Origin of the sequence: Paenibacillus gallinarum (assembly GCF_014836635.1) — a bacterium.
Taxonomy (GTDB): Bacteria; Bacillota; Bacilli; order Paenibacillales; family Paenibacillaceae; genus Paenibacillus; species Paenibacillus gallinarum.
Window position 1 is genome coordinate 777808 of sequence record NZ_JACSQL010000002.1, and the last position, 21641, is coordinate 799448.

Sequence of the window (21641 nt, forward strand, 5' to 3'; positions counted from 1 at the left end):
TTACTTCCATGAACCGCTTGGCTGTTTGAATAAAACAGAAGCGGTTTTCTTTTATCTTTATACAAATAGAAGAGAGGATTTATAAAGATGAGACGATTAATTGTATTCCTATGTTCTACGATGATCTTTCTTATGTTATTAAGCGGATGTCAAAAGGAAGGAAATGAATTCACCGAGATGGAATTGCCTGAACCAATAAAGGTAGAACTCGTTGTTCCTGAAGGGGAGGCCATTGCAGTCTCTGACCGTGTACAATTGGAAGCCGTTGTTACTCAGCAAAATGAATACATAGATGATGCAGACGATGTAACATTTGAAATTTCTTTAGAAGGCAGTATAGGACTGGAAGTGGCGACGACATACGAAGGGGAGGGAAAGTATACCGCAGTTTATCAGTTTCCGGTTGAAGGAATATATAAAGTAACTTCTCATGTAACAGCGAGAGGGATGCATTCTATGCCATCGAAACAAGTAGAAGTTACTGAAAAATAGCCATAAAAAAACCACCCTGTGACTGATCTCTCAGGGTGGTATATTTACTTATCATATGAATTAGGCCTTGATAAAGCTAGGATCTGGGTACGGGTCTGCAACCCAGCCATTCTGCTCAATAAATAATCGAACAGCAATAATTTGTTTGTTATCCATAAGTGTAAAGAAGTGAGGCGTGTTTTCAGGAACAGAAATGACATCACCTGGCTCAAGCTCTACGTTAAAGTAGCCTGTTTGTTCGTCACCTTTAATGATAAAGATCCCTTTACCAGAAACGATTGCACGAATCTCATCTTCTGCATGCGTGTGAATTTCTTCAAACTTAGCAAGCTTCTCTTCCAGATCAGGAGTAGCTTCTGACAGAGTGATGATATCCCAGATTTGATAACCTCGGCGGGCAGCCAAATCTTTAATTTCGGTATCGTAAACATCCAGAATTTGTTGTTTTTCTTCATCATTTAATACGAAGTTATTTTGAAGTTCAACTGGAAGTTTAGAAGCATCCCATTTTTCAAAAAGCACTTCATATTGATTGAGGAAGGAACGAACATTATCTTCGCCTGTGATTCTTTCGTTCGTGTTTCGAATTAAGATTTCTGCCATTTACTTTCCCTCTTTTCCACTTGGTTTAATTGCTATTATAGCGAATATTCTCCTTTTTGTCGATTGACTTTTAGTCAGTTATCCTCATTATTATCCTGAAAACATTGTTATGACGAGGTTCTTTGTAATTTAAATATTCTTTCATAAAAATTCCTTTTCTGCTAAACTTAGACGTAACGTTTGGCGGGAGGTATAAGGGTGAATAAAATCAGTTTGCAAGAAGCATTACAGAAGCGAATATTAATCTTAGATGGTGCTATGGGTACCATGATTCAACAGGAAGACCTGACTGCTGAAGATTTTGGCGGGGAGGAACTGGATGGATGCAATGAAATGCTAGTGCTCACAAGACCTGAAATTATCCAAACAATACATGAACGTTACCTAGAAGCGGGTGCGGATCTTATTGAAACAAACACCTTTGGTGCAACTTCTGTTGTTTTGGCTGAATATGATATACAAGATAAGGCGAGAGAAATCAATCTGGTTGCTGCAAAGCTTGCAAGAGCAGCTGTAGATAAATATAGTACTCCGGAGTCCCCTCGTTATGTCATCGGAGCCATGGGTCCTACAACTAAGACGTTATCTGTAACAGGTGGAGTTACATTTGATGAACTAATTGAGAGTTATGAAGAACAGACTCTAGCTTTGATTGATGGAGGCGTTGATGCGCTTCTCCTTGAAACATGTCAAGATACATTGAATGTAAAAGCGGGTAGTATAGGAATTCGTAATGCTTTTGAAGCTCGTAATATAACACTGCCTATTATGATATCGGGTACCATTGAACCCATGGGTACGACATTGGCAGGTCAAAATATAGAATCTTTTTATGTCTCGTTAGAACATCTGAGTCCAATATCGATTGGACTTAACTGTGCGACAGGCCCAGAATTCATGAGAGATCACATTCGTACACTTTCTGCCATGTCAAGCGTTGCCGTTAGTTGTTATCCAAATGCCGGTCTGCCAGATGAGAATGGTCACTACCATGAATCCCCTGATTCTTTAGCTGTGAAAATCGCTGCCTTTGCGGAGCAGGGATGGCTTAATATTGCCGGAGGATGCTGCGGAACAACTCCGCAACATATCCGTGCATTAAAGGACAAGCTGGATCTGATTGAACCTCGTCCGCTAACGGGTACACACCCTCCGGCAATCTCCGGGATTGATCCTGTTTATATCGAACAAGACAATCGCCCTTATATGGTAGGGGAGAGGACGAATGTGCTGGGGTCACGTAAATTTAAACGACTCATTGTCGAAGGTAAGTATGAAGAAGCTTCTGAAGTCGCTCGCGCCCAAGTTAAAAATGGAGCCCAGGTCGTTGATATCTGTGTACAAGATCCTGACCGTGATGAGACAGAGGATATGCGGAAGTTTTTAGAGTTGGTTGTGAAAAAAGTGAAAGTTCCATTAATGATTGATACAACCGATGCTGATGTGATTGATCTCTCTTTACAGTATTCTCAGGGTAAAGCTATTATCAACTCTATTAATTTAGAAGATGGTGAAGAAAAGTTTGAAAAAGTGACACCTATTCTTCGTAAATATGGCGGAGCGGTCGTTGTAGGTACAATAGATGAGCGGGGTCAGGCGATTACCCGTGAAGATAAGCTTGAAGTAGCGAAGCGTTCGTACGATCTTTTAGTCAATAAATATCATCTGCGTCCTGAAGACATTATTTTTGATACCCTTGTTTTCCCCGTTGGTACAGGAGACGAACAGTATATCGGTTCTGCAGGAGAGACGATTGAAGGAATCCGTCTGATCAAGGAAGCATTGCCTGAAACACATACGATTTTGGGTGTTAGTAATGTTTCTTTTGGTCTGCCGGAAGCGGGTAGAGAAGTCCTGAACTCTGTATTTTTATACGAATGTACAAAGGCGGGTCTCGATTATGCGATTGTAAACACTGAGAAGGTAGAACGTTATGCTTCGATTACGCCAGAAGATAGAAAACTGGCAGAAGATTTAATCTACCGGACCAGTGACGAGACGTTAGCTGCTTTTGTAGCAGCCTTTCGTAATAAAAAAGTAGAGAAAAAAGAAAAAATCTCGAATCTTTCCCTTGAAGAACGTCTTGCGACCTATGTAGTTGAAGGCAGTAAAGAAGGCCTTATACCCGATTTGGAACTCGCGAGAGCGAAATACAGCCCGCTTCAGATTATTAATGGCCCTTTAATGAAAGGGATGGAAGAAGTCGGAAGACTGTTTAATAATAATGAGCTGATTGTTGCTGAAGTGCTCCAGAGCGCAGAAGTGATGAAAGCCTCTGTATCGTACCTAGAACAATTTATGCAGAAGAACGAAACTTCTGTAAAAGGAAAAATCATGCTCGCCACTGTAAAAGGTGATGTACATGACATTGGCAAAAATCTAGTAGAGATCATTCTAGCCAATAACGGTTACCAGATTGTGAATTTGGGTATAAAAGTACCACCGGAACGAATTATCGAATCTTTCCGTGAAGAGAAAGTGGATGCGATTGGTCTGTCCGGATTGCTCGTAAAATCTGCTCAACAAATGGTAATGACTGCACAGGATTTACGTAATGCGGGCATTGACGTACCTATTATGGTTGGGGGCGCTGCGCTTACACGCAAGTTCACGAGAACCCGGATCAGACCCGAGTATAATGGGATGGTTCTTTATGCTAAAGATGCGATGGATGGTCTTGATATTGCGAACAAATTAATGGATCCGGTGAGCAGAGAAGTGATGGTTATGGAGATGGAACGGGAACAAGAAGCGGAGGCAAATGCAGCCGATAAAGTGATTTCTCTTCCTAAACTTACTCGGGTTGAACGTTCCAAGATTTCAGTTGATGCTCCTGTATATCAGCCGCCAGATCTTGTAAGACACACGCTTCGTAATTACCCAATAGGACATATTCTTCCTTATGTGAACATGCAGATGTTGCTGGGTCATCATTTAGGGCTTAAAGGGAATGTAGAACAATTGCTAGCAGCTGGCGACCCCAAGGCGGTTCAGCTGAAGCAAACGGTTGATGAAATTATGGACCTTGCTGTAAGAGATGGAATTATTAAAGCGAATGCAATGTATCGATTTTTCCCAGCTCAGTCTAAAGGAAACGAAATTATCATATACGATCCCGAAGATCATACCAAAGTATTACACACGTTTGAGTTTCCTCGTCAAAAGGTCGAACCACATTTGTGTCTCTCGGACTTTCTGAAACCCGTAGAATCCGGTACAATGGATTATGTCGGTTTTCTCGTGGTCACAGCAGGACATGGAATTTCGGAACTCGCTCAGGTTTGGAAAGAAAAAGGCGATTACTTGAGATTTCATGCTCTGCAGTCGATTGCATTAGAAGTGGCAGAAGGACTTGCAGAACGCATTCATCATATGATGCGGGATACTTGGGGATTCTCAGATCCTCCTGAAATGACGATGAAACAGCGTCTAGGGGCCAGGTATCAAGGAATCAGGGTATCGTTTGGTTATCCGGCTTGTCCTGATCTTGAAGATCAAGGTCCTCTGTTTGAACTAATGCATCCGGAAGATATCGGGGTAGAACTGACCGAAGGATTTATGATGGAACCGGAAGCTTCGGTTTCAGCGATGGTGTTCAGCCATCCGGAGGCGCAATATTTTAACGTGGAAAAAGCGTGAAAATGTAGAACAAAGTAAGGAATCCTCCGATCCTAAATCGGGGGATTTTTATCATTCATAGAGTAAGATGAGGTGTAATATTATGGAATTATATTTTTTAGGAACAAATGCAGGAGTACCGTCGCTGCAGCGTAACGTAACTTCGATTGCACTGCGGCTAATGGAGGAACGCCGGTCGATGTGGCTGTTTGACTGCGGGGAAGGCACGCAACATCAATTTTTGAAATCACCCCTTAAACTTAGTAAGCTTGAAAAAATCTTTATTACTCATTTACACGGCGATCATATCTTTGGTTTGCCTGGCTTATTGTCAAGCAGGGCTTACCAAGGCGGTGTAACACCGCTTACGATATATGGCCCCCCTGGAATTCGTAAATACGTGGAGACTTCGCTGGAGTTAAGTCAGTCTCGTGTGAATTATGAGCTGAACATTGTGGAACATCAGGGTGGCATTATTTTTGAAGATGATATGTTTGTAGTAGAGTCGGCGCTACTTGAACATCGGATTGATAGTTACGGCTACCGAATCATGGAAAAAGATCGCCCTGGAAGCATTGATCCTTCAAAACTTGCCGTGCATGGGCTCAAACCGGGTCCTCTATTTGGAAGATTAAAACGCGGCGAAAGCATCGAACTTGAAGATGGTGTTATCGTTCATCCAGCAGACGTACTTGGCTCACCGAAACCGGGTAAAGTCATTACAATTCTAGGCGATACGAGACCTACCCCAAATGTGGTGCCTTTATCGGCAGGTGCTGATGTTATTGTCCATGAAGCTACCTTCTTGCATGAACTTGCTTCTACAGCTCACGAATATTATCATAGTACGGCCCTTCAAGCTGCTGAAGCGGCAAAAGAGGCGGGTGCAGGTAGACTGATTTTGACTCACTTTAGCTCAAGATACAAAGATGCAGAACATCTCGAACCCTTGCTTTTGGAGGCACAGTCTGTTTTTCCGAACACAAGACTTGCTATGGAACATGAGTTAATCCAAATCTGATTTTATAAGACTTGGAAACAAGTATCACTTGAAAAATAAGACGTGCAAATTGTGTGTTATTTCTGCTTTGCAATCCTCTTAAAAAGATTGTACGATGGGCATAATGCTTATTTATATAAGAATATGAACTTGTCTTTTGAAAGGAGTACTACAGCTATGAATTCACCTAAAGCTTACTTGTTAGACTTAGACGGAACAATCTATCACGGAAAACATCGTATTGATGGAGCGGATTTGCTAATTCAGCATTTAAAAAGTTCCAACATACCTTACCTATATGTAACGAATAATTCATCGAGAACACCAGAAGGAGTAGCAGAGCATCTAAGATCTCTTGGAATAGAAGCGGCCGGAGAAGAAGTGTGTACATCTGCGGTGGCAGCGGCTGAATATGTGGCTTCTGAATCACCTGGTGCCAAAGTTGCATTTATCGGTGAAGATGGACTGGAGAAAGCACTAATCTCCGCAGGACTTCATATTACCGAAGAATCACCAGAGTACGTAATTCAGGGTATTGACCGTGAATTTACATATGAAAAGCTGACAAAAGCGCTTCGTTGGATTATGGGAGGGGCAAAATTCATTTTAACTAACCCTGATCTACAGCTGCCAGCAGACGATGGACTGACACCGGGCGCAGGAACTCTGGGAGCGGCAATTGAAGCCGCATCGGGTGTGAAACCCGTGGTAATCGGAAAACCATCCAGCATTCTTATGAAGCATGCCATTGATCGTCTTGGTCTTCCTGCTAGCGAGGTTGCGGTTATTGGAGACAATATGCGAACTGATATTGCTGCTGGAGAAGCGGCTGGATGTCGTTCTATTCTTGTACTAACCGGAGTTACGACGGAAGCGAATCTAGAGACTCACATGCGTGCGACCGGCATTAAACCAAATGAAATTCATAAAAATCTTCATGAATTGATAACCACCATCTAACAAGAACATAGAATAAACTATTTATATAGCATCAAGGGAAGGAAGAGGTTCATATGCCGGAATTACCGGAGATGGAGAACTACCGAAAGTTATTATCTGAACGATTACTGGATCAATCCATTACGAACGTTACCATTAGTCGTGAAAAATCAATAAATGTAACTCCAGAAGTTTTTGAAAAAGAACTTGTAAATGAGCGGATTGTTTATATCGAGCGTAGGGGCAAACATTTGATTTTTCATATGAGTACGGGTAAAAGATTAGTACTGCATCTCATGCTGGGAGGCATACTTTATATCGGAACAGAACAAGAGCGTCCGAAACGGTCAACCCAAGTGGAAATAGAATTTGGTGAAGTCGTTCTTTATTTTATCGGCCTGAGACTCGGTTATCTTCACTTATTGAGTGCTAAAGAAACGGATGAGCTCATGAAGGATCTTGGACCAGAACCTCTTGACTATCGTTTTACGTTAGAAAAGTTCAAAGACCGTTTAAAAGGTAGAAGAGGTACGATAAAAACAACACTTGTGAATCAGCGTGTCATTGCTGGAATTGGGAACTGTTATTCCGATGAAATCGCCTATGCTGCCAGTCTAAGACCTGATACGAAAATACAAGATGTTCTTCTTAACGAGGATGCTTTATCAAGACTCTATCATGCGATCCAATCTGTTCTGCGCGAAGCGACTGCAGGCGGGGGTTATATGGAAATGCCGCTGTATGCAGGTGACGAATTGACAGGAAAGTATGATGAGCAGTGCCGTGTCTACGACCGAGAGGGAGAGACCTGCACGAGATGTAACGAGGGGATCATTAATAAAGTGGAGATTACCGGGAAGAAAGCATTCTTCTGCCCCGTATGTCAGCATTGAACCCTAACTTATATATAGGTAGTCATGTAAGTACTCGCGGGGGTTATTCGAAAGCAGCTCAAAGAGCATTTGATATGGGAGCCAATGCTTTTCAGTACTTTCCGAAAAATCCTCGAGGACTTCGTGTGAAAAATTTTGATATGACAGAAGCAATGCGTTGCAAAGCTTTCTGTATTAAATATGGGCTTCGATCTATCGCTCACTCTCCCTATCCTACGAATCCCGCTCTGGGTCATAGCAAAGGAGATCGTCATTACCAAGGGATGGTAGCTTCCTTACAAAATGATCTGCACATTGCGGAAGCTTGTGGTTCAGCGGGTGTTGTCGTTCATTTTGGGCATGCAAAGATGAGTGATCCGCTTGTTGGGTATCGTCATATTATTCAGTTTTTAGAAGATGTCCTAACAGGCTGGAAAGGCGAATCCAAGATTTTAATCGAAAATCAAGCAGGGGATCATGGCCCCATGGGTACGACTATCGAAGAAATGGTGCAAATACGAAATTTGTCCCGATACGCTGACTCGATTGGTTTTTGTTTTGATACGTGTCATGCCTATGCGAGCGGTCTATGGAATGGTTCAGAAGATTCAGAACTGATTGAAAAAGGACGAAGTCTGGGCTATTTTGATGCGCTTATTGCCATTCATGTAAATGATTCAAAGTATGGATATCGTTCTAATAAAGACCGCCATGAACGAGTGGGTAAAGGATATATAGGGGAGAACGGGCTAGCCTGGCTGTTACAGCAAAAAGACGTGAAGGGCTCTATATGGGTACTGGAAACTGAAACAGGTGAAGATGGAACTCATCAGGAAGACATTGAGTTAATTCGAACTTGGATAACTTGAAAGCTGTTTTAGAAAGGTGGGGAAGAATGAACTTATTTCTGGATGATTATCGAACATGTCCACCTGGATTTACACTTGCAAGGGATGTAGAAGAGTGTAAGCTGCTTCTTATTGAATACGATGTAAATATTTTATCGTTGGATTTTGATCTAGGTTATGGAAATCCGACGGGTCTTGATATTGCTTCGTTTATCGTGAATAAGCAGATGTATCCCAATGCAATTTATTTGCATACTTCAAGTGATGCTGGACGAAGAGCAATGTATGAATTACTATACATGAATAAGCCGGATCGTACCGAAGTTCATAATGGCCCTATGCCGCAGGAGCTACTTGAACAAATTGCGCAAGCATCGAGAACCAAACAATGAAACCTATTTCGCAAAATGAAATTTTACGAATGGCATGGGAAGGGAAAGCCTTTGCTCTGTATGTGTATACTCCTTTATGCGGCACTTGTCAGGCGGGTATACGAATGCTTGAAGTGGCAGAGTATCTCTTGCCAGAAGGGATCCTGTATGAAGCAAATATAGCAGATATCCAGAACGTGGTTCAGCAATATCAGATTACGAGTGTACCCGCTTTACTATTGTTTAGCGGAGAGAAGCAACTTCCGACTCACATTTATAAAATGGAATCGGCTCAGCATTTGTTGAATCAAATCAGGAGGGTGATTTCTTCATGATTGGGATGCAAAATGTATCACTTCAGCGCGGTGACAAGCTTATTCTTGATGATGTAAACATTCAAATGGGCAAAGATGAAAATTGGGTCATTTTAGGAAGAAACGGAAGCGGAAAAACGACGATTCTTGAAATGATGATGGGCTATTTGTTCCCATCTAAAGGGAAAGTGAACGTACTGGGATATACCTATGGAGAATGTGACGTCCGTGAAGTCCGTAAAGAAATCGGCTACATTAGTCAAACATTAATAGAAAAGCTGGCGTTAAAAGATCCAGTGTGGGAAGTAGTCGCTACCGGAGCTTACGCTTTTTTGCGTTTCTATCAGCACATCCCGGATGAAGTGAAAGAAGAAGCGCATGCCAAACTTGCGGATATCGGATTTTCCCATCTAGCACAACAGCCTTTTGGGACACTATCACAAGGGGAACGTAAAAAGGTGCTCCTAGCCAGGTCGCTTATGGCCCATCCCAAATTGCTGATTATGGACGAGCCCTGCGCTGGTTTAGATCTGTATGAACGGGAGAATATGTTGCTCGCGATAGATAATTTAAGAAAACAAGATATTGCTGTTGTGTATGTAACGCATCATATTGAAGAGATTATGCCCTTATTTACTCATATTGCGCTTATAAAAGATGGGAAGGTAGCTGCGGCTGGTCCTAAAAAAGAAGTATTAACAAAAGAAACAATAATGGAAACGTACGGAATTTCTGTGGAGCTGGATTGGTTTCATGAACGCCCTTGGATACGAGTATGCAGTGGAGGTTAATAAGAATTGAGTAATCAAGAACAGACGGCAGAAGGAATCACAACCCGTTTTATATGTACAGCAAACCATGGATTTGCTCCTTATGCACAAGAAGAACTTCGGAGAATGTTTGGAACTGTAAAAAGTACAATGCTTGTATCTGGTGAAGTGTTTTTAGCTACTTTGCCAACATCCCAGGGAGAAGTTGCAGAATTGCTGTATCAAACGCCTCCCATTTTTCTAAGACATTTGTTCCCTATCCACTTTGAAGTGGGGATGGACGATCAAGACCATGCGTATGATCAGTTATTTCGGTTTTTACTGAATCATAGTGCACTGCAAGAAGGCACATTCAGTCTGCAGGTAAGAAAAACAGAACGGAGCAATTACGAAGGAACTTCCGGTGCATTTAAACAGCATATCTTAAATGGCATTGAACTTCTCCCTGCGCAGCACGTAGTGCAGGATGCGGACCTTATCGTATCTGTATATCTTACAGAGGAACGTTTGTATGCAGGTGTATCTCGTGCAGAAGATAATCTTTCGGACTGGAATGGAGGAGCTGTTCGCTTTCAAAAGGAAGATGGGCAGATTTCAAGAGCTAAATTCAAACTGCTTGAAGCTGAAAAAACCTTAGGAATTCCTTTTTCATCTTTTCATCGAGCAGTCGATATCGGTGCAGCACCAGGGGGATGGACTTCCTTTTTGCTAGAAAGAGGGCTTGAGGTTACCGCAGTTGATCCTGCCAAAATGAATCCAGTTCTTCTTAAGAATCCTAGGCTTAAATATGTATCTAAAAATGCGGGAGATGTAAAATTCAAGGAAAATGAATTTGATCTTCTCGTATGTGATATGAGCTGGAGTCCCAAACTGATGGCGAGATTAGTTACCGATTTACTTTACAGTTTAAGACCTGGCGGTACTGCTGTCGTAACTGTAAAGCTAATGCACAAAAAACCGATGGCGTTGATTAAGGAAGTAACCAGTATGTTTGAAGATTCTCGAATGCAAATTCAGCATGCTAAGCAGCTTTTTCATAATCGGGATGAGATCACGTTGTATATGATTAAATATTAATCGTGGAAAAGAAGATGACTATATAGACAAATTTCTTTCGCCATATAAAAGAACATATAAAAAAGTTCTTTACATTTGGTTCATTCCTGTCATATAATGAATCCAAAATTAACCAGTACGAAAAACGAGGGAAAGCATCCCTGTTGTGTGAATTTGCAAGTAACGATTGCAAATTCAGCAATAGGGGGCTTTCTCTTTTTTTATGTGCATAAGGAGGTAATCATGCGGTTTCCTTCGCGTTTAGAAAGAGGTTCTATCCTCGGAGGGAGATACCAGATTGTTAGGAGTATCGGTTCTGGTGGAATGAGTCATGTATATATGGCAGAAGATTTAAGGCTTCCCGGAAAGAAATGGGCGATCAAAGAAAGCCTAGCGCATCCAGGATATCAAGGGAATGTAGTTACAGAAGCCGAGATGCTGATTGAACTTCAGCACCCTCGTTTACCACAGATTGTTGATTTTTTTGAACCCGATGCTGAAGGATATACCTATCTAGTGATGGATTACATTCAGGGGGTAACCCTTACTGAATATCTTAGCAAACATGATTTTATACTGCCTTTTGACAAGATCATTCTGATGATCCAAGAGGTAATGGAAGTTCTTGATTACTTGCACCACCGTTCACCGGCCATCATATATCGTGATTTGAAGCCGGGAAACATCATGATCACTGGAGCAGAAGAACTTCGACTTATCGATTTTGGGATTGCTCGAAATTATAAGGAGAATCATCAGCAGGATACAGTGAAACTCGGAACCATCGGATTTGCTTCACCCGAACAGTATGGCACTGGTCAGACGGATGTAAGGTCCGATTTGTATAGCCTTGGGGCATTATTCTTATATTTGATAACCCGGGGAGCACACAGCGAATGGATACCGGGCGTAGAGCAACTGCTACGGCATGAGGCATTTCGTCCTTATATTCCGATCATCAGGAAACTGCTTCGGTCTGATCCAGGGAGCCGATATCAGTCAGTAGAAGAGCTTAGAGAAGAGATGTTCAAATTATCACATCGCTCGTTACCTGGAATACAAGAACAAGGAGCGGTGTTCCCACACGGAACTTGTGTTGTCTCTGTTATAGGTACAGGACCTGGCGTGGGCGTTACTCATACTTCCATAGCCATTGCTCATTATCTGGCTAGATTGAAATGCAAGGTAGCCATTATTGAATTTTCTCAGCGAGCGACTGCTTTTTCGAGAATAGATTCGATTGCTCATGGAGAAGATGGCGTGACAGAAGAACGACGGATGTTTGAAATAACAGGAGTTCATTATTTTCGCAGAACAAGCAAGAAAGAGATTCTCCAGCTTTTAAATAGCAATTATCAATATATTGTTTTGGATCTAGGATGTGAACGTCATCCCTATTCCATGGAAGAGCTACAGCGAAGTGATGTGCCGATTGTGGTTGGAGGGGCCGCAGAGTGGAAGCAGTCAGATATTTATTTGTTCTCACGAAGTTATGATTCAACTGTTAAAGCAAAGTGGAATTATGTTGTTCCTCTCGCCGGAAAAAACACGGTAGTGAGATTGAGAAAAAACTTGAACTCAAAACATGTATACAGTTTGCCACTACAAATAGACCCATTTGATCAAGAAGATGAGGTAGATGAAGTTTTATCAGACATACTTAAGGATATTGTTCCTCCAGCGATAAAGAAGAGAAGCTTCTTTTTCAAAAAAAGAAATTAGGAAACAGCACTCAAAGTAAAGGGTGTAGATAGGAGTTCACTTGTGTCAAAACTTAGACGACAGAGCAAAAAAATGATCTATGCCGGTCTTGCAGGTGCAGGAGCTGCTAGTCTTCTACTCGGAAGTTATATGTTCTACGATTTTTATGCTGACAATGTGAAGAAGAATAAGCAAGAAGCACAGTATGAGATAAAGCTAGGCGAGCTTACACAGCAGTTAAAGGGTGAACAGAAAAATAGCAAGAAAGGTTATGTTGCTGCTCGAGATGTGAAGCCAGGTACGTTAATTCAGAATTCGGATGTGAAAGCTATCCAGATCTCTGCAGACCAGTCGCCAGCGAATCTAATGGATGACCTGGAGGATATAAGAGGTACAGTAGCAAAAATAGAACTGCAAACAGGAACAGTCATTACCGAAGCCATGTTGTATCAGGACGAGCCTACTCCAGCTGACCTAAGAAATCGTGAGATTTCAGTCATTAAACTGCCATCTGTATTAACAGCGGGAGAAATGGTCGATGTTCGTATTCAGTTTCCTACAGGTCAAGATTATATTGTTTTATCAAAAAAAAAGGTAGAGAAACTAAACGGTCCTACCATGTGGATCACATTGACGGAGGAAGAAATACTGACCTTGTCGAGCGCAATGGTTGATGCCTACTTACATAAAGCATCTCTCTATTCACTAAGTTATGTAGAGCCAGAATTTCAAGAAAGAGCTATTCCTACATATCCAGCTAACGAAAAGGTACTGCAACTAATCGAGGTAAATCCAAATATAGTAGAACACGCGGAACAGGCTCTAGCAAAACACTTGAGAGGGACACTAGAGAGTGCTCTTGCTTCCTCCCAGACAAACGTAGTTTCAGAATCAATTGAACAGGATCTTCTGACTTCGCGAGGCGGAGGTATAAGCTCTTCGGGAGAATCATGGCACACAGATCAAGATATGAACCGGACAAGTTCTGAAGGTTCGAGCGGAGCAGTAATATGGAAAGAATCTGCGTCTGAAGGACCCGAAAATTCCAAAGAAGTTTATGGTCCGTTAGCGGAACAAAATCAAATTTTATCACAGCCAGGGACGTCAAATCCTTAAGTGAAGGGTGAAGGGCTAACCAATGAAAACATGGATATTTGCAGGTTTGGCAAGCAAAACAGACGTAACATTATATCTTAGTAAGATCCTAGCGAACATGGGTTTTAAAGTACTGCTTGTTGATGGAACCGAATATGAACGCTATAGGTATAGCATTGATCCGATCTTTTTACCTGAGTGGATTACTGAGTTTGAAGGATTTGATGTAGCTTGCGGGTTTACAAGTTATAAGCGAATGGTGGATTACTTATCTAGTGTGGATGAGGATATAACCCATTATGATTTTATTCTTGTTGATGTCGAAAAATTAGATTTTTTATCAAAAGAAGAGTGGATATCAGCGGCAGCAAGACTATGGGTTAGTACGTATCGTCGTCAGCATCTTGAGAGAGGCAAAGAATGGATTTATAAACTTCAAGAGAAACTGCAAGTCGAAGAGTTACCGAACTTCTACAAACTTTGGACTCAGAATATTGATACGACAATAGATCAGTATGCATGGGGATTTTACAATGACATTCCTATACATTTTCATGAAACATCTGTTTCGATCTATTGGAATGAGATGGATATGGCGCTGCAAATTGAAAATGAACATATCAAAAAAATTCGTGTGAAGCCTTTATCAAGGCAATATAAGAAATCACTTACGTTATTGCTTGAACTCCTTACCGGATGGACCTATGTGGAGTCGAAAAAAGCCATATCCCTTACAGAAAGGAAGAGAGCATGAGTATTGTTACTTTTTGGAGTCCATACCAGCGTAGTGGCACCACATCAAACATGATATCAGTAGCTTATATGATTGGATTATCTGAGCGTTTACGTACCCTTGTCATGCATATGGATTATGCAGGAGAAAGCTGCGAGTTAGGGATGCCAATTCGTGAAACAAACACTGACTTTGTTTTGGATCAGTTATCAACAACCGGTTGGGATGCCATGTTTCGTTTGTATTCGAGTGGAAGTTTGACAAAAGAAAAGTTTAGAGATTGTACGGTACCTCTTCTGAGGAACCAGCTGGATTTACTTCCAGGAAAATATAGACTTCCGTTTACGGGAGAGATGGATCTTAGCATGAAGCAGATATCTTCTATTTTTAAAATTACGAATGCGGCGTATGATCTGATATTACTGGATGCAGGAAGTGGAGAAAGTTGGGAGAGAGATATCATGAAAGATAGTGATGTTGTGGTTGTCAATCTGAATCAGAATATGCGAGAAGTAGAACAATTCTTCACAAACACGAAGTGGAAGGAAGAATGGGAACAGAAGAAGATTATAATTTCACTCGGCTTATATGATCGTGACTCCAATTGTACTCCAGCCAATATTAAACGTCGTTTTGGTTATAGAGATCCAATCTTACCTATTCCATATTGCTCACCGTATAGAGATGCATGGAATCGAAGAGATATCGGTACTTACATTCATCAGACGATAAATATGGATAAGAAGAGCGGGGAAATGGGAGAACTCGCTGCGAGCATTCGTGAATTATCCAAAATGATTATGGAAAGTGCCGGTTTGCGCAGTATTCTAAAACAGCTCGAAAGAGGAGCATAACAGCTGGGAGGGAAGTCGAAATGAATATTTTCCTTCTGCTCATATTGTCTGCCAGTTGTATTCTTCTCTTATTCATCAAGTTAAGAAATAACCGAAAAATCATAGAGTCCATCCCTAAAAAAGGGAAGGAAGAAGAAGCAACATTACAGCATGTAACAGAGTATGTGAAACAGGCGTTACATGAGTTAAGTCATAGCCAATTGGCAGATGCAGGGCTGCACGAAGAGGAATATAAGCGGAAAATAAATCAAAGAGCTGAGATGAGAAGAGCTCTGAAAGACTGTATATCGGGTAGCATGAGTGATAAACATTATGTTAAGAAATTAATTACCGATGTACTTATTCATAGTTATGGACTGACAGAACGTAATATTAATGAAGCCATCCCATTTGATCGTCTTGATGAGTTAAGTATACAGGACCAATTCGAGATTATATTTTATATTTACCAGCAGCAATTTGGAGTAGAAGCATTATCAAAGCTCATTGATACATATGATTTGGCAGAACTCAGAAGGCAGTCTGAATCAGACTCAGGTGGATACTACGAAATTACTTCGAAAGACATTATGTATATTTTTGAGTGTGAATATCGCGAACTGCATTTTTTAGACAAAGTTAATATTCTCGTACAACGGGTTTATCAGCATTATAAAGGATTCTCGGTTGTTGATGATATTCGGGATCAGCAGATTGACGGGGTAAGTGCTGGGGTGAGCGGAATATTAGGACATGAGATGAATCCAATTCCAGATATGCCATTTCATATTCTTAAGGAAGATCATGATTATGAAATAGAATCAGAAGTTAGCCGCAGTACAGAAAGTGTATGGATTTTTTATAGAGGGAAGACGATCCATTTATCATTTTTATCTTTTGGTTCAGAACGTGAGCTGAAAAGGGTATGTCAGAATATATACAAGTACAATCATCCGGGTCAGTTATCAGAATCCAAAGGATATAAGGTGAATGAGATGAAGGACGGTTCAAGGGTAGTTGTCGTTAGACCGCCTTTTTCGGAATCGTGGGCATTTTTTGTTCGAAAGTTCGATTTACCGAGTGCGACATTGCCGAAATTAATAACGGGCGCTAACTCAGATATGGTTATTGAACTCATTCGTTATCTTATGAAAGGCTGCAGAATTACATCGATCACTGGTGCGCAGGGCTCCGGAAAAACGACCTTGTTAATGGCGATGATTGAGCATATTTATCCATATCATACCCTTCGTGTACAGGAAATGGCCTTTGAACTTCATTTACGAAAGCTGTACAGCAAACGTAATATTTTGAGCTTCCGAGAGACAGATCATATTTCAGGCCAACAAGGGCTGGATCTGCAAAAAAAGACCGATGGAACGGTTAATATTCTCGGGGAGGTAGCAAGTGATGAAGTGGCGGCTTGGATGATTCAAATGTCACAGGTGGCCAGTCTATTTACCGTGTTTACACACCATGCCAAAACGTTTCCTGATTTAATTTTTTCTTTGAGAAATTCACTTCTTAAAGTAGGAATGTTTAGACATGAACATATTGCGGAGGAACAGGTGGCAAGTGTGCTTAATTTTGATATTCATCTGAAAAAAGATGCGGATGGAGGAAGATATATTGAGCGGATTACCGAATGTGTCCCAGATCTAGCATCATCTCGCTCAGGTGGAGAAGCTTTTACCTATCGGAATATCGTGGAGTATCGTGCTGGCATGTATCATATGGTCTCTCCGATTTCATCAATTAATCAGCAGGAAATGATCTCACAGATGAGCTCGGAGGATGCTACGAAGTTCGAAAAGTTTGCAGCATCGTATTGGGGGAGAAGCCATGTCTCTTAAACAAGTGCTGTTTCTTATTCTGACTGTATCCATCTTAGGTCTGCTCATCATTTACGTTTTCATACAGCTTATGAATCGTAAGCAGAATTTTTCAGCTCATAGGATGGATAACCAAAAAATTAGCAGTCCAAAAAATCTCAGCGCTGTAGTGAAAGCTTTTCTCGTTCAGTCGTATTCTTATGCAGCTAAAATCCCTGGTGTCGCCAATTATATTCAACTTGTCCGTAAAAAATTAAGTTACCAATATGGAATGAGTGAATATTTACTGCGTATAGAGACGATGAAACAGACTTTTCTGATATGGGCTACCTTCCTTGTTTCAGGTATAGTTCTCATGACAATTCAGCCTGGCTTGCATTTCTTCATGTTGGTTTTGCTGGTAGGTATTGTAGTTAACAGTCTATTTCTAGATATGGCGGTCGCTAGACAAGAACGTAAACTTTTGTCTGAGATGGTAGAGTTATTTGCAGAAGTCAGGCATAGATACCATCAACATGGCATGGTGGAAGAAGCGTTATACGAAGCAGCCGAAGTGTCTCAAGGAGAAGCTGCGAGACATGCGATGCACATCTATGCTGCGCTAACATCTGTTCATCCAGATGAAGCTTTGGAACGTTATTATGAAACAGCCCCTAATCGATTTCTAAAAGCATTTGCTGGAATTTCTTATATGGTAATGGAGTTCGGAGATCAGGAGGCAAGGCAAGATTCCATCTATCTCAAGGGAATTGGCAGTTTAACTCAGGAAATCCATTTGGAAATATTACGACTTGCAAAGCTGGATTATTTATTAAAAGGTCTTAATGTGATTAGTCTTGCTCCGGTCTTTTTCACAAAACCCATAGAGGAATGGGCAAGAAACAGTTTTCCTACGATGAATGAATTTTATGAAAGCAAACTTGGATTTATTATTCTGTTGTCTATTTACATCATTATCATCGGATCCTATGCATTATTACAACAGATTCAGCGGACGCAAGAGACGGGTTATCGGGCTGACGACAGGAAGAGGATATGGGAAAAGCGATTGTATGAGTGGAAATGGATGCGGCAATTAGCATCGGCTTTTGGTCCGAAAACGGGCACTCGGTCCTATGCATCTCTTGTTAAGCTTCTTCGTGATACGAATACCCATCTCAAATTGGAATGGTTTGAAGTGAGAAGAATTACCTACTTTATCGGATGTTTTATTTTTGCCGTAAGCAGTGTCGGTATCTTGCATCATATTGAAAGAGATCATATCTCAAATCAGCCTGTTGTGAATGCTACTGTATTTGGAGAATTACCGCAAGCGGAGAAGGAAACCTCACTTTGGTGGATAACTCTCGACCAGAAAGTAATGAAAGATTTGAACATGAGTGCAAGCAGCACCTACGAACAGATTGAGAATTCTTTGCATCGTCACTCAGATAAAAAGTTGCTTCATGAAGATATAAATACTTCAGCACATCGAATTACAGAGAAGCTCCAGGCGTGGAATCATGAAGTTTTTCATTGGTGGGAACTGTTGTCTTGTCTGTTCATAGCTTACATAGGTTACCATCTTCCCTTATTGCTGCTCTACACCGAAAGGCGCTTTCGCAGAATGGATATGAGACATGAAGTATATCAGTATCAGACTGTAATTTCGATTCTTCGAGATATGGACCGAATGTCGGTTGAAGAGATACTCGAATGGCTGAATCGTTTCGCGGTAATCTTCAAAACTCCGCTACAAAAATGTCTTCTTCACTATGAACATGGCCCTGAAGAAGCGCTGGAACAATTAAAGGAAGAAATAACTTTACCTGAGTTTCAAAGGGTGGCAGACAAGCTTATACTGGCGCTCGGTACGATCACAATAAAGGAAGCATTCGATGATTTGGATCATCAGATGTCCTTTTATTTTGAACAGAGAAGACAAGAATATGCGAAGACGATCGAGACGAAAGCAGAATGGGGCCGTATCATTGGTTTTACACCGATGTATGCTCTAATCTTTCTTTATCTGGTGCTCCCGCTCATCGTGGTCAGTTTTACGCAAATGAATGTTTATTATGAACAAATTCAAAAAATATAAATGAGAACTCGGAGGCAGTAAAAATGAATAACGCATCTTCCGCATTAAAAGTGGCAGCAGGTATTTTTCTTACCATTGCCTTGATAACGATTGTCGTCATTCTCTTTATTTCTGCTCAGGAGGCAACCAAGACAGCTCAAAATAACTTTGCTGATATTCAGACTGAATTATCACAAACTTCATTTACCGTTTATGACGGAACGACGATTAGCGGATCTCAAGTAACGAATGCACTGCGTAAATTCAAAGGAAAAGACCAGTTCGGTATTTACATTAAAACAGGTAAAAATGCAGCAGGACAATGGTATGGATATCCTCTTAATGTAACAACAGAGTCTTCCGCATATGGCGAAGTAGTAGCACCTGAGGGGGCAACATTAGGTGCCGTTGAAAATACATTAAATGAACGTAAAAGCGAGTACGTAAATCCAAGCGGAAGATTTAAAGCTACTGTGGTGAAGGATAGTTCCAACGTGGTACGTGGACTCCTATTTACACAATCATAATTAGATGAAAAGGGGCGAGCAAGCTGGGAGAACATACACGAGACATCCTGTTTTTAAGTGCAGTCGTTAGCCTTTGTCTTGCCGCCTGCATTTTCACACTTTCTCTACTATCCAGTATGGAAGAAGCTGCTGAAGAGAGACGTAATCATCATGCAATAGAAGATGGAAGACTCCAAAGTGTGAGTGTATCACCCGTGACGGAATTAGTTGCAGGGGGATATGTACATGCACTTATCAATGAAGCCAAGAGTACGGAGAACAGAAGATCCTATGAATCCTACAAAATAAAAGTGAATGGTCTAGATCTAGAGGAAGCAACAATCGAAATAAATTCAAGTTACCTTATAGAATACCAAAGAGATTCAACAGGGGTTCTTAAGCAAATCTCTTTTTGGAAGGAGGGAATTGCTCCTTGGTAGACAGTCTTTCAAAAATGCTTGCCGCACTGCTTGCTGTAATTCTGTTATATATATATCCTGCGGCAGAGGCCGCAAACAGACAAGATGAGCTTTCTCAGCTGACCGTATATAATACGGTCACTAGCTTTGTTGATGCAGTAAGAACAAAAGGATATATCACTCCGACGATGTATAATCAGTTTCAACAGGAATTATCTTTAACCGGAAATACATATAACACCCAAATCGAACATCTTCATAAAAAATATGTCCCGGCGTATGATGACCCCGCCAATCAGATGGGTTTTACAGGCGAGTTTGATGCGGTTATGGATGGCTACTATAATGAGCAAATTATGCCTGTTTTATATCCGGACAATCTCGTTTCAACTGATGATCCTAGCCGAAAGTACTTTTTGACAAGCGGGGATTCTTTTCGAGTCGAAGTACAGAATACAAACCGCACACCAGGCGTTATTTTTCAGGAGTGGCTTCATTTTGGAGCTAAATCCGTGAACAGGGTAACCGCCAATTATGGGGGTATGGTGCTAAATGAGGATTACTGATTATTCCATTCTTTTTGTGATTATCATGTTTCCTTTCTTCTGGGTTTTTTCTCTACATGGGACGGATGACTTGATGGTAATGAGGTTAGAGCAGAAATATAACCAGTCGATTCAGACTGCGGTACAAGATGCAAGTCAAATGATGCATCAAAACGAGGACCCATCACTTGAAGCAAGTTATGATTCAGTCAAGCTGCTTAAGGTGGATAAAGATCTTCTACTCGATCGATTCATGCAGACCATTTCAATCAATTTTGGACTTGAGAATGACCTTCCTGCGCAGCAAGCTTTTCTTACCTACCTGCCGGCTCTTGTCGTTATCGATTATGACGGGTTCTATCTTTATCGTTCAACAGCTTACACGGATATTTCCGGAAATGAGGCAGAAGAGCATTTATGGACGGAGAAGAAATTGTATGTATATGAAGATGACGATGGCAACCTATTTCGATTTACACTGGATGATTATGTACACGTATATGCTCAAGGCACGGATCAGTGGATAGAGGGTTACCGGAATGAGCTGCAATTGCTAACCTCTATACCTTTATTACAAGATGCAGAAGGATTTGAAAATGTAAGAAGACAAGTCATAGTCAGCACAATTCAAGATCATCTTGCGAGCGCCATTTCATATCATAATGACCATATACTTCGTAATGGGAATGTATATCAGTTTACACTTCCTATCATTCCACAAGAAGAGTGGTACAACACGATTGATGATGTGGGAGTCATGGCTTTTATTCAGGGAATCCCTGTTGGTGATCAGTATTACAATAATTATGCTTTTGGAAGTGGAAGATTAGTGAAAAAAGATGTGATCATCGGTGCGATCGATGAATCGACAGGTTCTAAATATTACTATAAAAGCGGTTGTGAGTTTCCTTATAGGCCAGTAGAAAGGTTCAATAATGCGAAAGAAGCGGCCGCCTCTGGTTACTATGAGCGAACTTGTTATGAAGGACAAGGTAGTTTCTAGTTTTTTTCTCAAATATAATAACAAGAAGTTTA

General features: G+C 41.1%; 21 protein-coding genes. 20 read left to right on the forward strand and 1 reads right to left on the reverse strand.

All coding sequences use genetic code 11. From position 1 onward, the window contains the following. Window positions 1–87 precede the first annotated feature (87 nt). Window positions 88–492, forward strand: a complete 405-nt coding sequence (locus H9647_RS08830; protein WP_191799354.1) for a FixH family protein — start codon at window positions 88–90, stop codon at window positions 490–492. A gap of 60 nt (window positions 493–552) precedes the next feature. Here H9647_RS08830 and H9647_RS08835 read toward each other — a convergent pair whose 3' ends face one another. After that, on the reverse strand, window positions 553–1095 hold the full coding sequence (locus tag H9647_RS08835; protein WP_191799355.1) for a cupin domain-containing protein: 543 nt from the start codon (window positions 1093–1095) through the stop codon (window positions 553–555). A gap of 198 nt (window positions 1096–1293) precedes the next feature. Here H9647_RS08835 and metH point away from each other — a divergent pair, with 198 nt between their 5' ends. From metH to H9647_RS08930, 19 genes are all read left to right on the forward strand, one after another. After that, on the forward strand, window positions 1294–4734 hold the full coding sequence (metH, locus tag H9647_RS08840) for a methionine synthase (RefSeq protein WP_191799356.1): 3441 nt from the start codon (window positions 1294–1296) through the stop codon (window positions 4732–4734). 82 nt (window positions 4735–4816) lie between these two features. After that, window positions 4817–5734, forward strand: coding sequence for a ribonuclease Z (gene rnz / locus H9647_RS08845; RefSeq protein WP_191799357.1), 918 nt, complete (start codon window positions 4817–4819; stop codon window positions 5732–5734). A gap of 156 nt (window positions 5735–5890) precedes the next feature. Next, window positions 5891–6673, forward strand: a complete 783-nt coding sequence (locus tag H9647_RS08850) for a TIGR01457 family HAD-type hydrolase (RefSeq protein ID WP_191799358.1) — start codon at window positions 5891–5893, stop codon at window positions 6671–6673. Window positions 6674–6726: 53 nt separating this feature from the next. Further along, window positions 6727–7545: an Fpg/Nei family DNA glycosylase gene (locus tag H9647_RS08855; RefSeq protein WP_191799359.1), complete on the forward strand. Its 819-nt coding sequence runs from the start codon at window positions 6727–6729 to the stop codon at window positions 7543–7545. Next, the gene (locus tag H9647_RS08860) at window positions 7533–8393 is read left to right on the forward strand and encodes a deoxyribonuclease IV (protein ID WP_191799360.1); all 861 of its coding nucleotides are present in this window, start codon (window positions 7533–7535) and stop codon (window positions 8391–8393) included. The genes H9647_RS08855 and H9647_RS08860 overlap by 13 nt, the downstream gene beginning before the upstream one ends. 26 nt (window positions 8394–8419) lie before the next feature. After that, the gene (locus H9647_RS08865) at window positions 8420–8764 is read left to right on the forward strand and encodes a cyclic-phosphate processing receiver domain-containing protein (protein ID WP_191799361.1); all 345 of its coding nucleotides are present in this window, start codon (window positions 8420–8422) and stop codon (window positions 8762–8764) included. After that, entirely contained in the window at window positions 8761–9078 is a 318-nt protein-coding gene (locus H9647_RS08870) for a thioredoxin family protein (RefSeq protein WP_191799362.1), read from the forward strand. The genes H9647_RS08865 and H9647_RS08870 overlap by 4 nt, the downstream gene beginning before the upstream one ends. Continuing rightward, window positions 9075–9848: an ABC transporter ATP-binding protein gene (locus H9647_RS08875; protein ID WP_191799363.1), complete on the forward strand. Its 774-nt coding sequence runs from the start codon at window positions 9075–9077 to the stop codon at window positions 9846–9848. Before H9647_RS08870 ends, H9647_RS08875 begins: the two co-directional genes overlap by 4 nt. Before the next feature lie 6 nt (window positions 9849–9854). Continuing rightward, a complete protein-coding gene (locus H9647_RS08880) occupies window positions 9855–10904 on the forward strand; it encodes an SAM-dependent methyltransferase (protein ID WP_191799364.1) in 1050 nt (349 codons plus the stop codon). Window positions 10905–11126: 222 nt separating this feature from the next. Then, the gene (locus H9647_RS08885; protein ID WP_225229137.1) at window positions 11127–12605 is read left to right on the forward strand and encodes a protein kinase domain-containing protein; all 1479 of its coding nucleotides are present in this window, start codon (window positions 11127–11129) and stop codon (window positions 12603–12605) included. Between the two features lie 42 nt (window positions 12606–12647). Continuing rightward, window positions 12648–13700, forward strand: coding sequence for an SAF domain-containing protein (locus tag H9647_RS08890; RefSeq protein ID WP_191799365.1), 1053 nt, complete (start codon window positions 12648–12650; stop codon window positions 13698–13700). A 22-nt stretch (window positions 13701–13722) separates the two neighbouring features. Next, window positions 13723–14433: a ParA family protein gene (locus H9647_RS08895; protein WP_191799366.1), complete on the forward strand. Its 711-nt coding sequence runs from the start codon at window positions 13723–13725 to the stop codon at window positions 14431–14433. Continuing rightward, a complete protein-coding gene (locus tag H9647_RS08900; protein ID WP_191799367.1) occupies window positions 14430–15266 on the forward strand; it encodes a P-loop NTPase family protein in 837 nt (278 codons plus the stop codon). The genes H9647_RS08895 and H9647_RS08900 overlap by 4 nt, the downstream gene beginning before the upstream one ends. A 20-nt stretch (window positions 15267–15286) precedes the next feature. Beyond that, window positions 15287–17098: an ATPase, T2SS/T4P/T4SS family gene (locus tag H9647_RS08905; RefSeq protein WP_191799368.1), complete on the forward strand. Its 1812-nt coding sequence runs from the start codon at window positions 15287–15289 to the stop codon at window positions 17096–17098. Next, window positions 17088–19157 carry a hypothetical protein gene (locus tag H9647_RS08910; protein WP_191799369.1) on the forward strand — a complete coding sequence of 690 codons (2070 nt, stop codon included), beginning with the start codon at window positions 17088–17090 and terminating at the stop codon, window positions 19155–19157. Before H9647_RS08905 ends, H9647_RS08910 begins: the two co-directional genes overlap by 11 nt. A 23-nt stretch (window positions 19158–19180) precedes the next feature. Continuing rightward, the gene (locus H9647_RS08915; RefSeq protein ID WP_160031920.1) at window positions 19181–19663 is read left to right on the forward strand and encodes an ABC transporter permease; all 483 of its coding nucleotides are present in this window, start codon (window positions 19181–19183) and stop codon (window positions 19661–19663) included. A 116-nt stretch (window positions 19664–19779) separates the two neighbouring features. Beyond that, window positions 19780–20082: a hypothetical protein gene (locus H9647_RS08920; RefSeq protein WP_191799370.1), complete on the forward strand. Its 303-nt coding sequence runs from the start codon at window positions 19780–19782 to the stop codon at window positions 20080–20082. Next, window positions 20076–20627 (forward strand): hypothetical protein, encoded by a 552-nt coding sequence (locus H9647_RS08925; RefSeq protein WP_191799371.1) that lies wholly within the window; start codon window positions 20076–20078, stop codon window positions 20625–20627. The genes H9647_RS08920 and H9647_RS08925 overlap by 7 nt, the downstream gene beginning before the upstream one ends. Next, window positions 20614–21609 carry a hypothetical protein gene (locus H9647_RS08930; protein WP_191799372.1) on the forward strand — a complete coding sequence of 332 codons (996 nt, stop codon included), beginning with the start codon at window positions 20614–20616 and terminating at the stop codon, window positions 21607–21609. The genes H9647_RS08925 and H9647_RS08930 overlap by 14 nt, the downstream gene beginning before the upstream one ends. The last annotated feature ends 32 nt before the right edge of the window (window positions 21610–21641 follow it).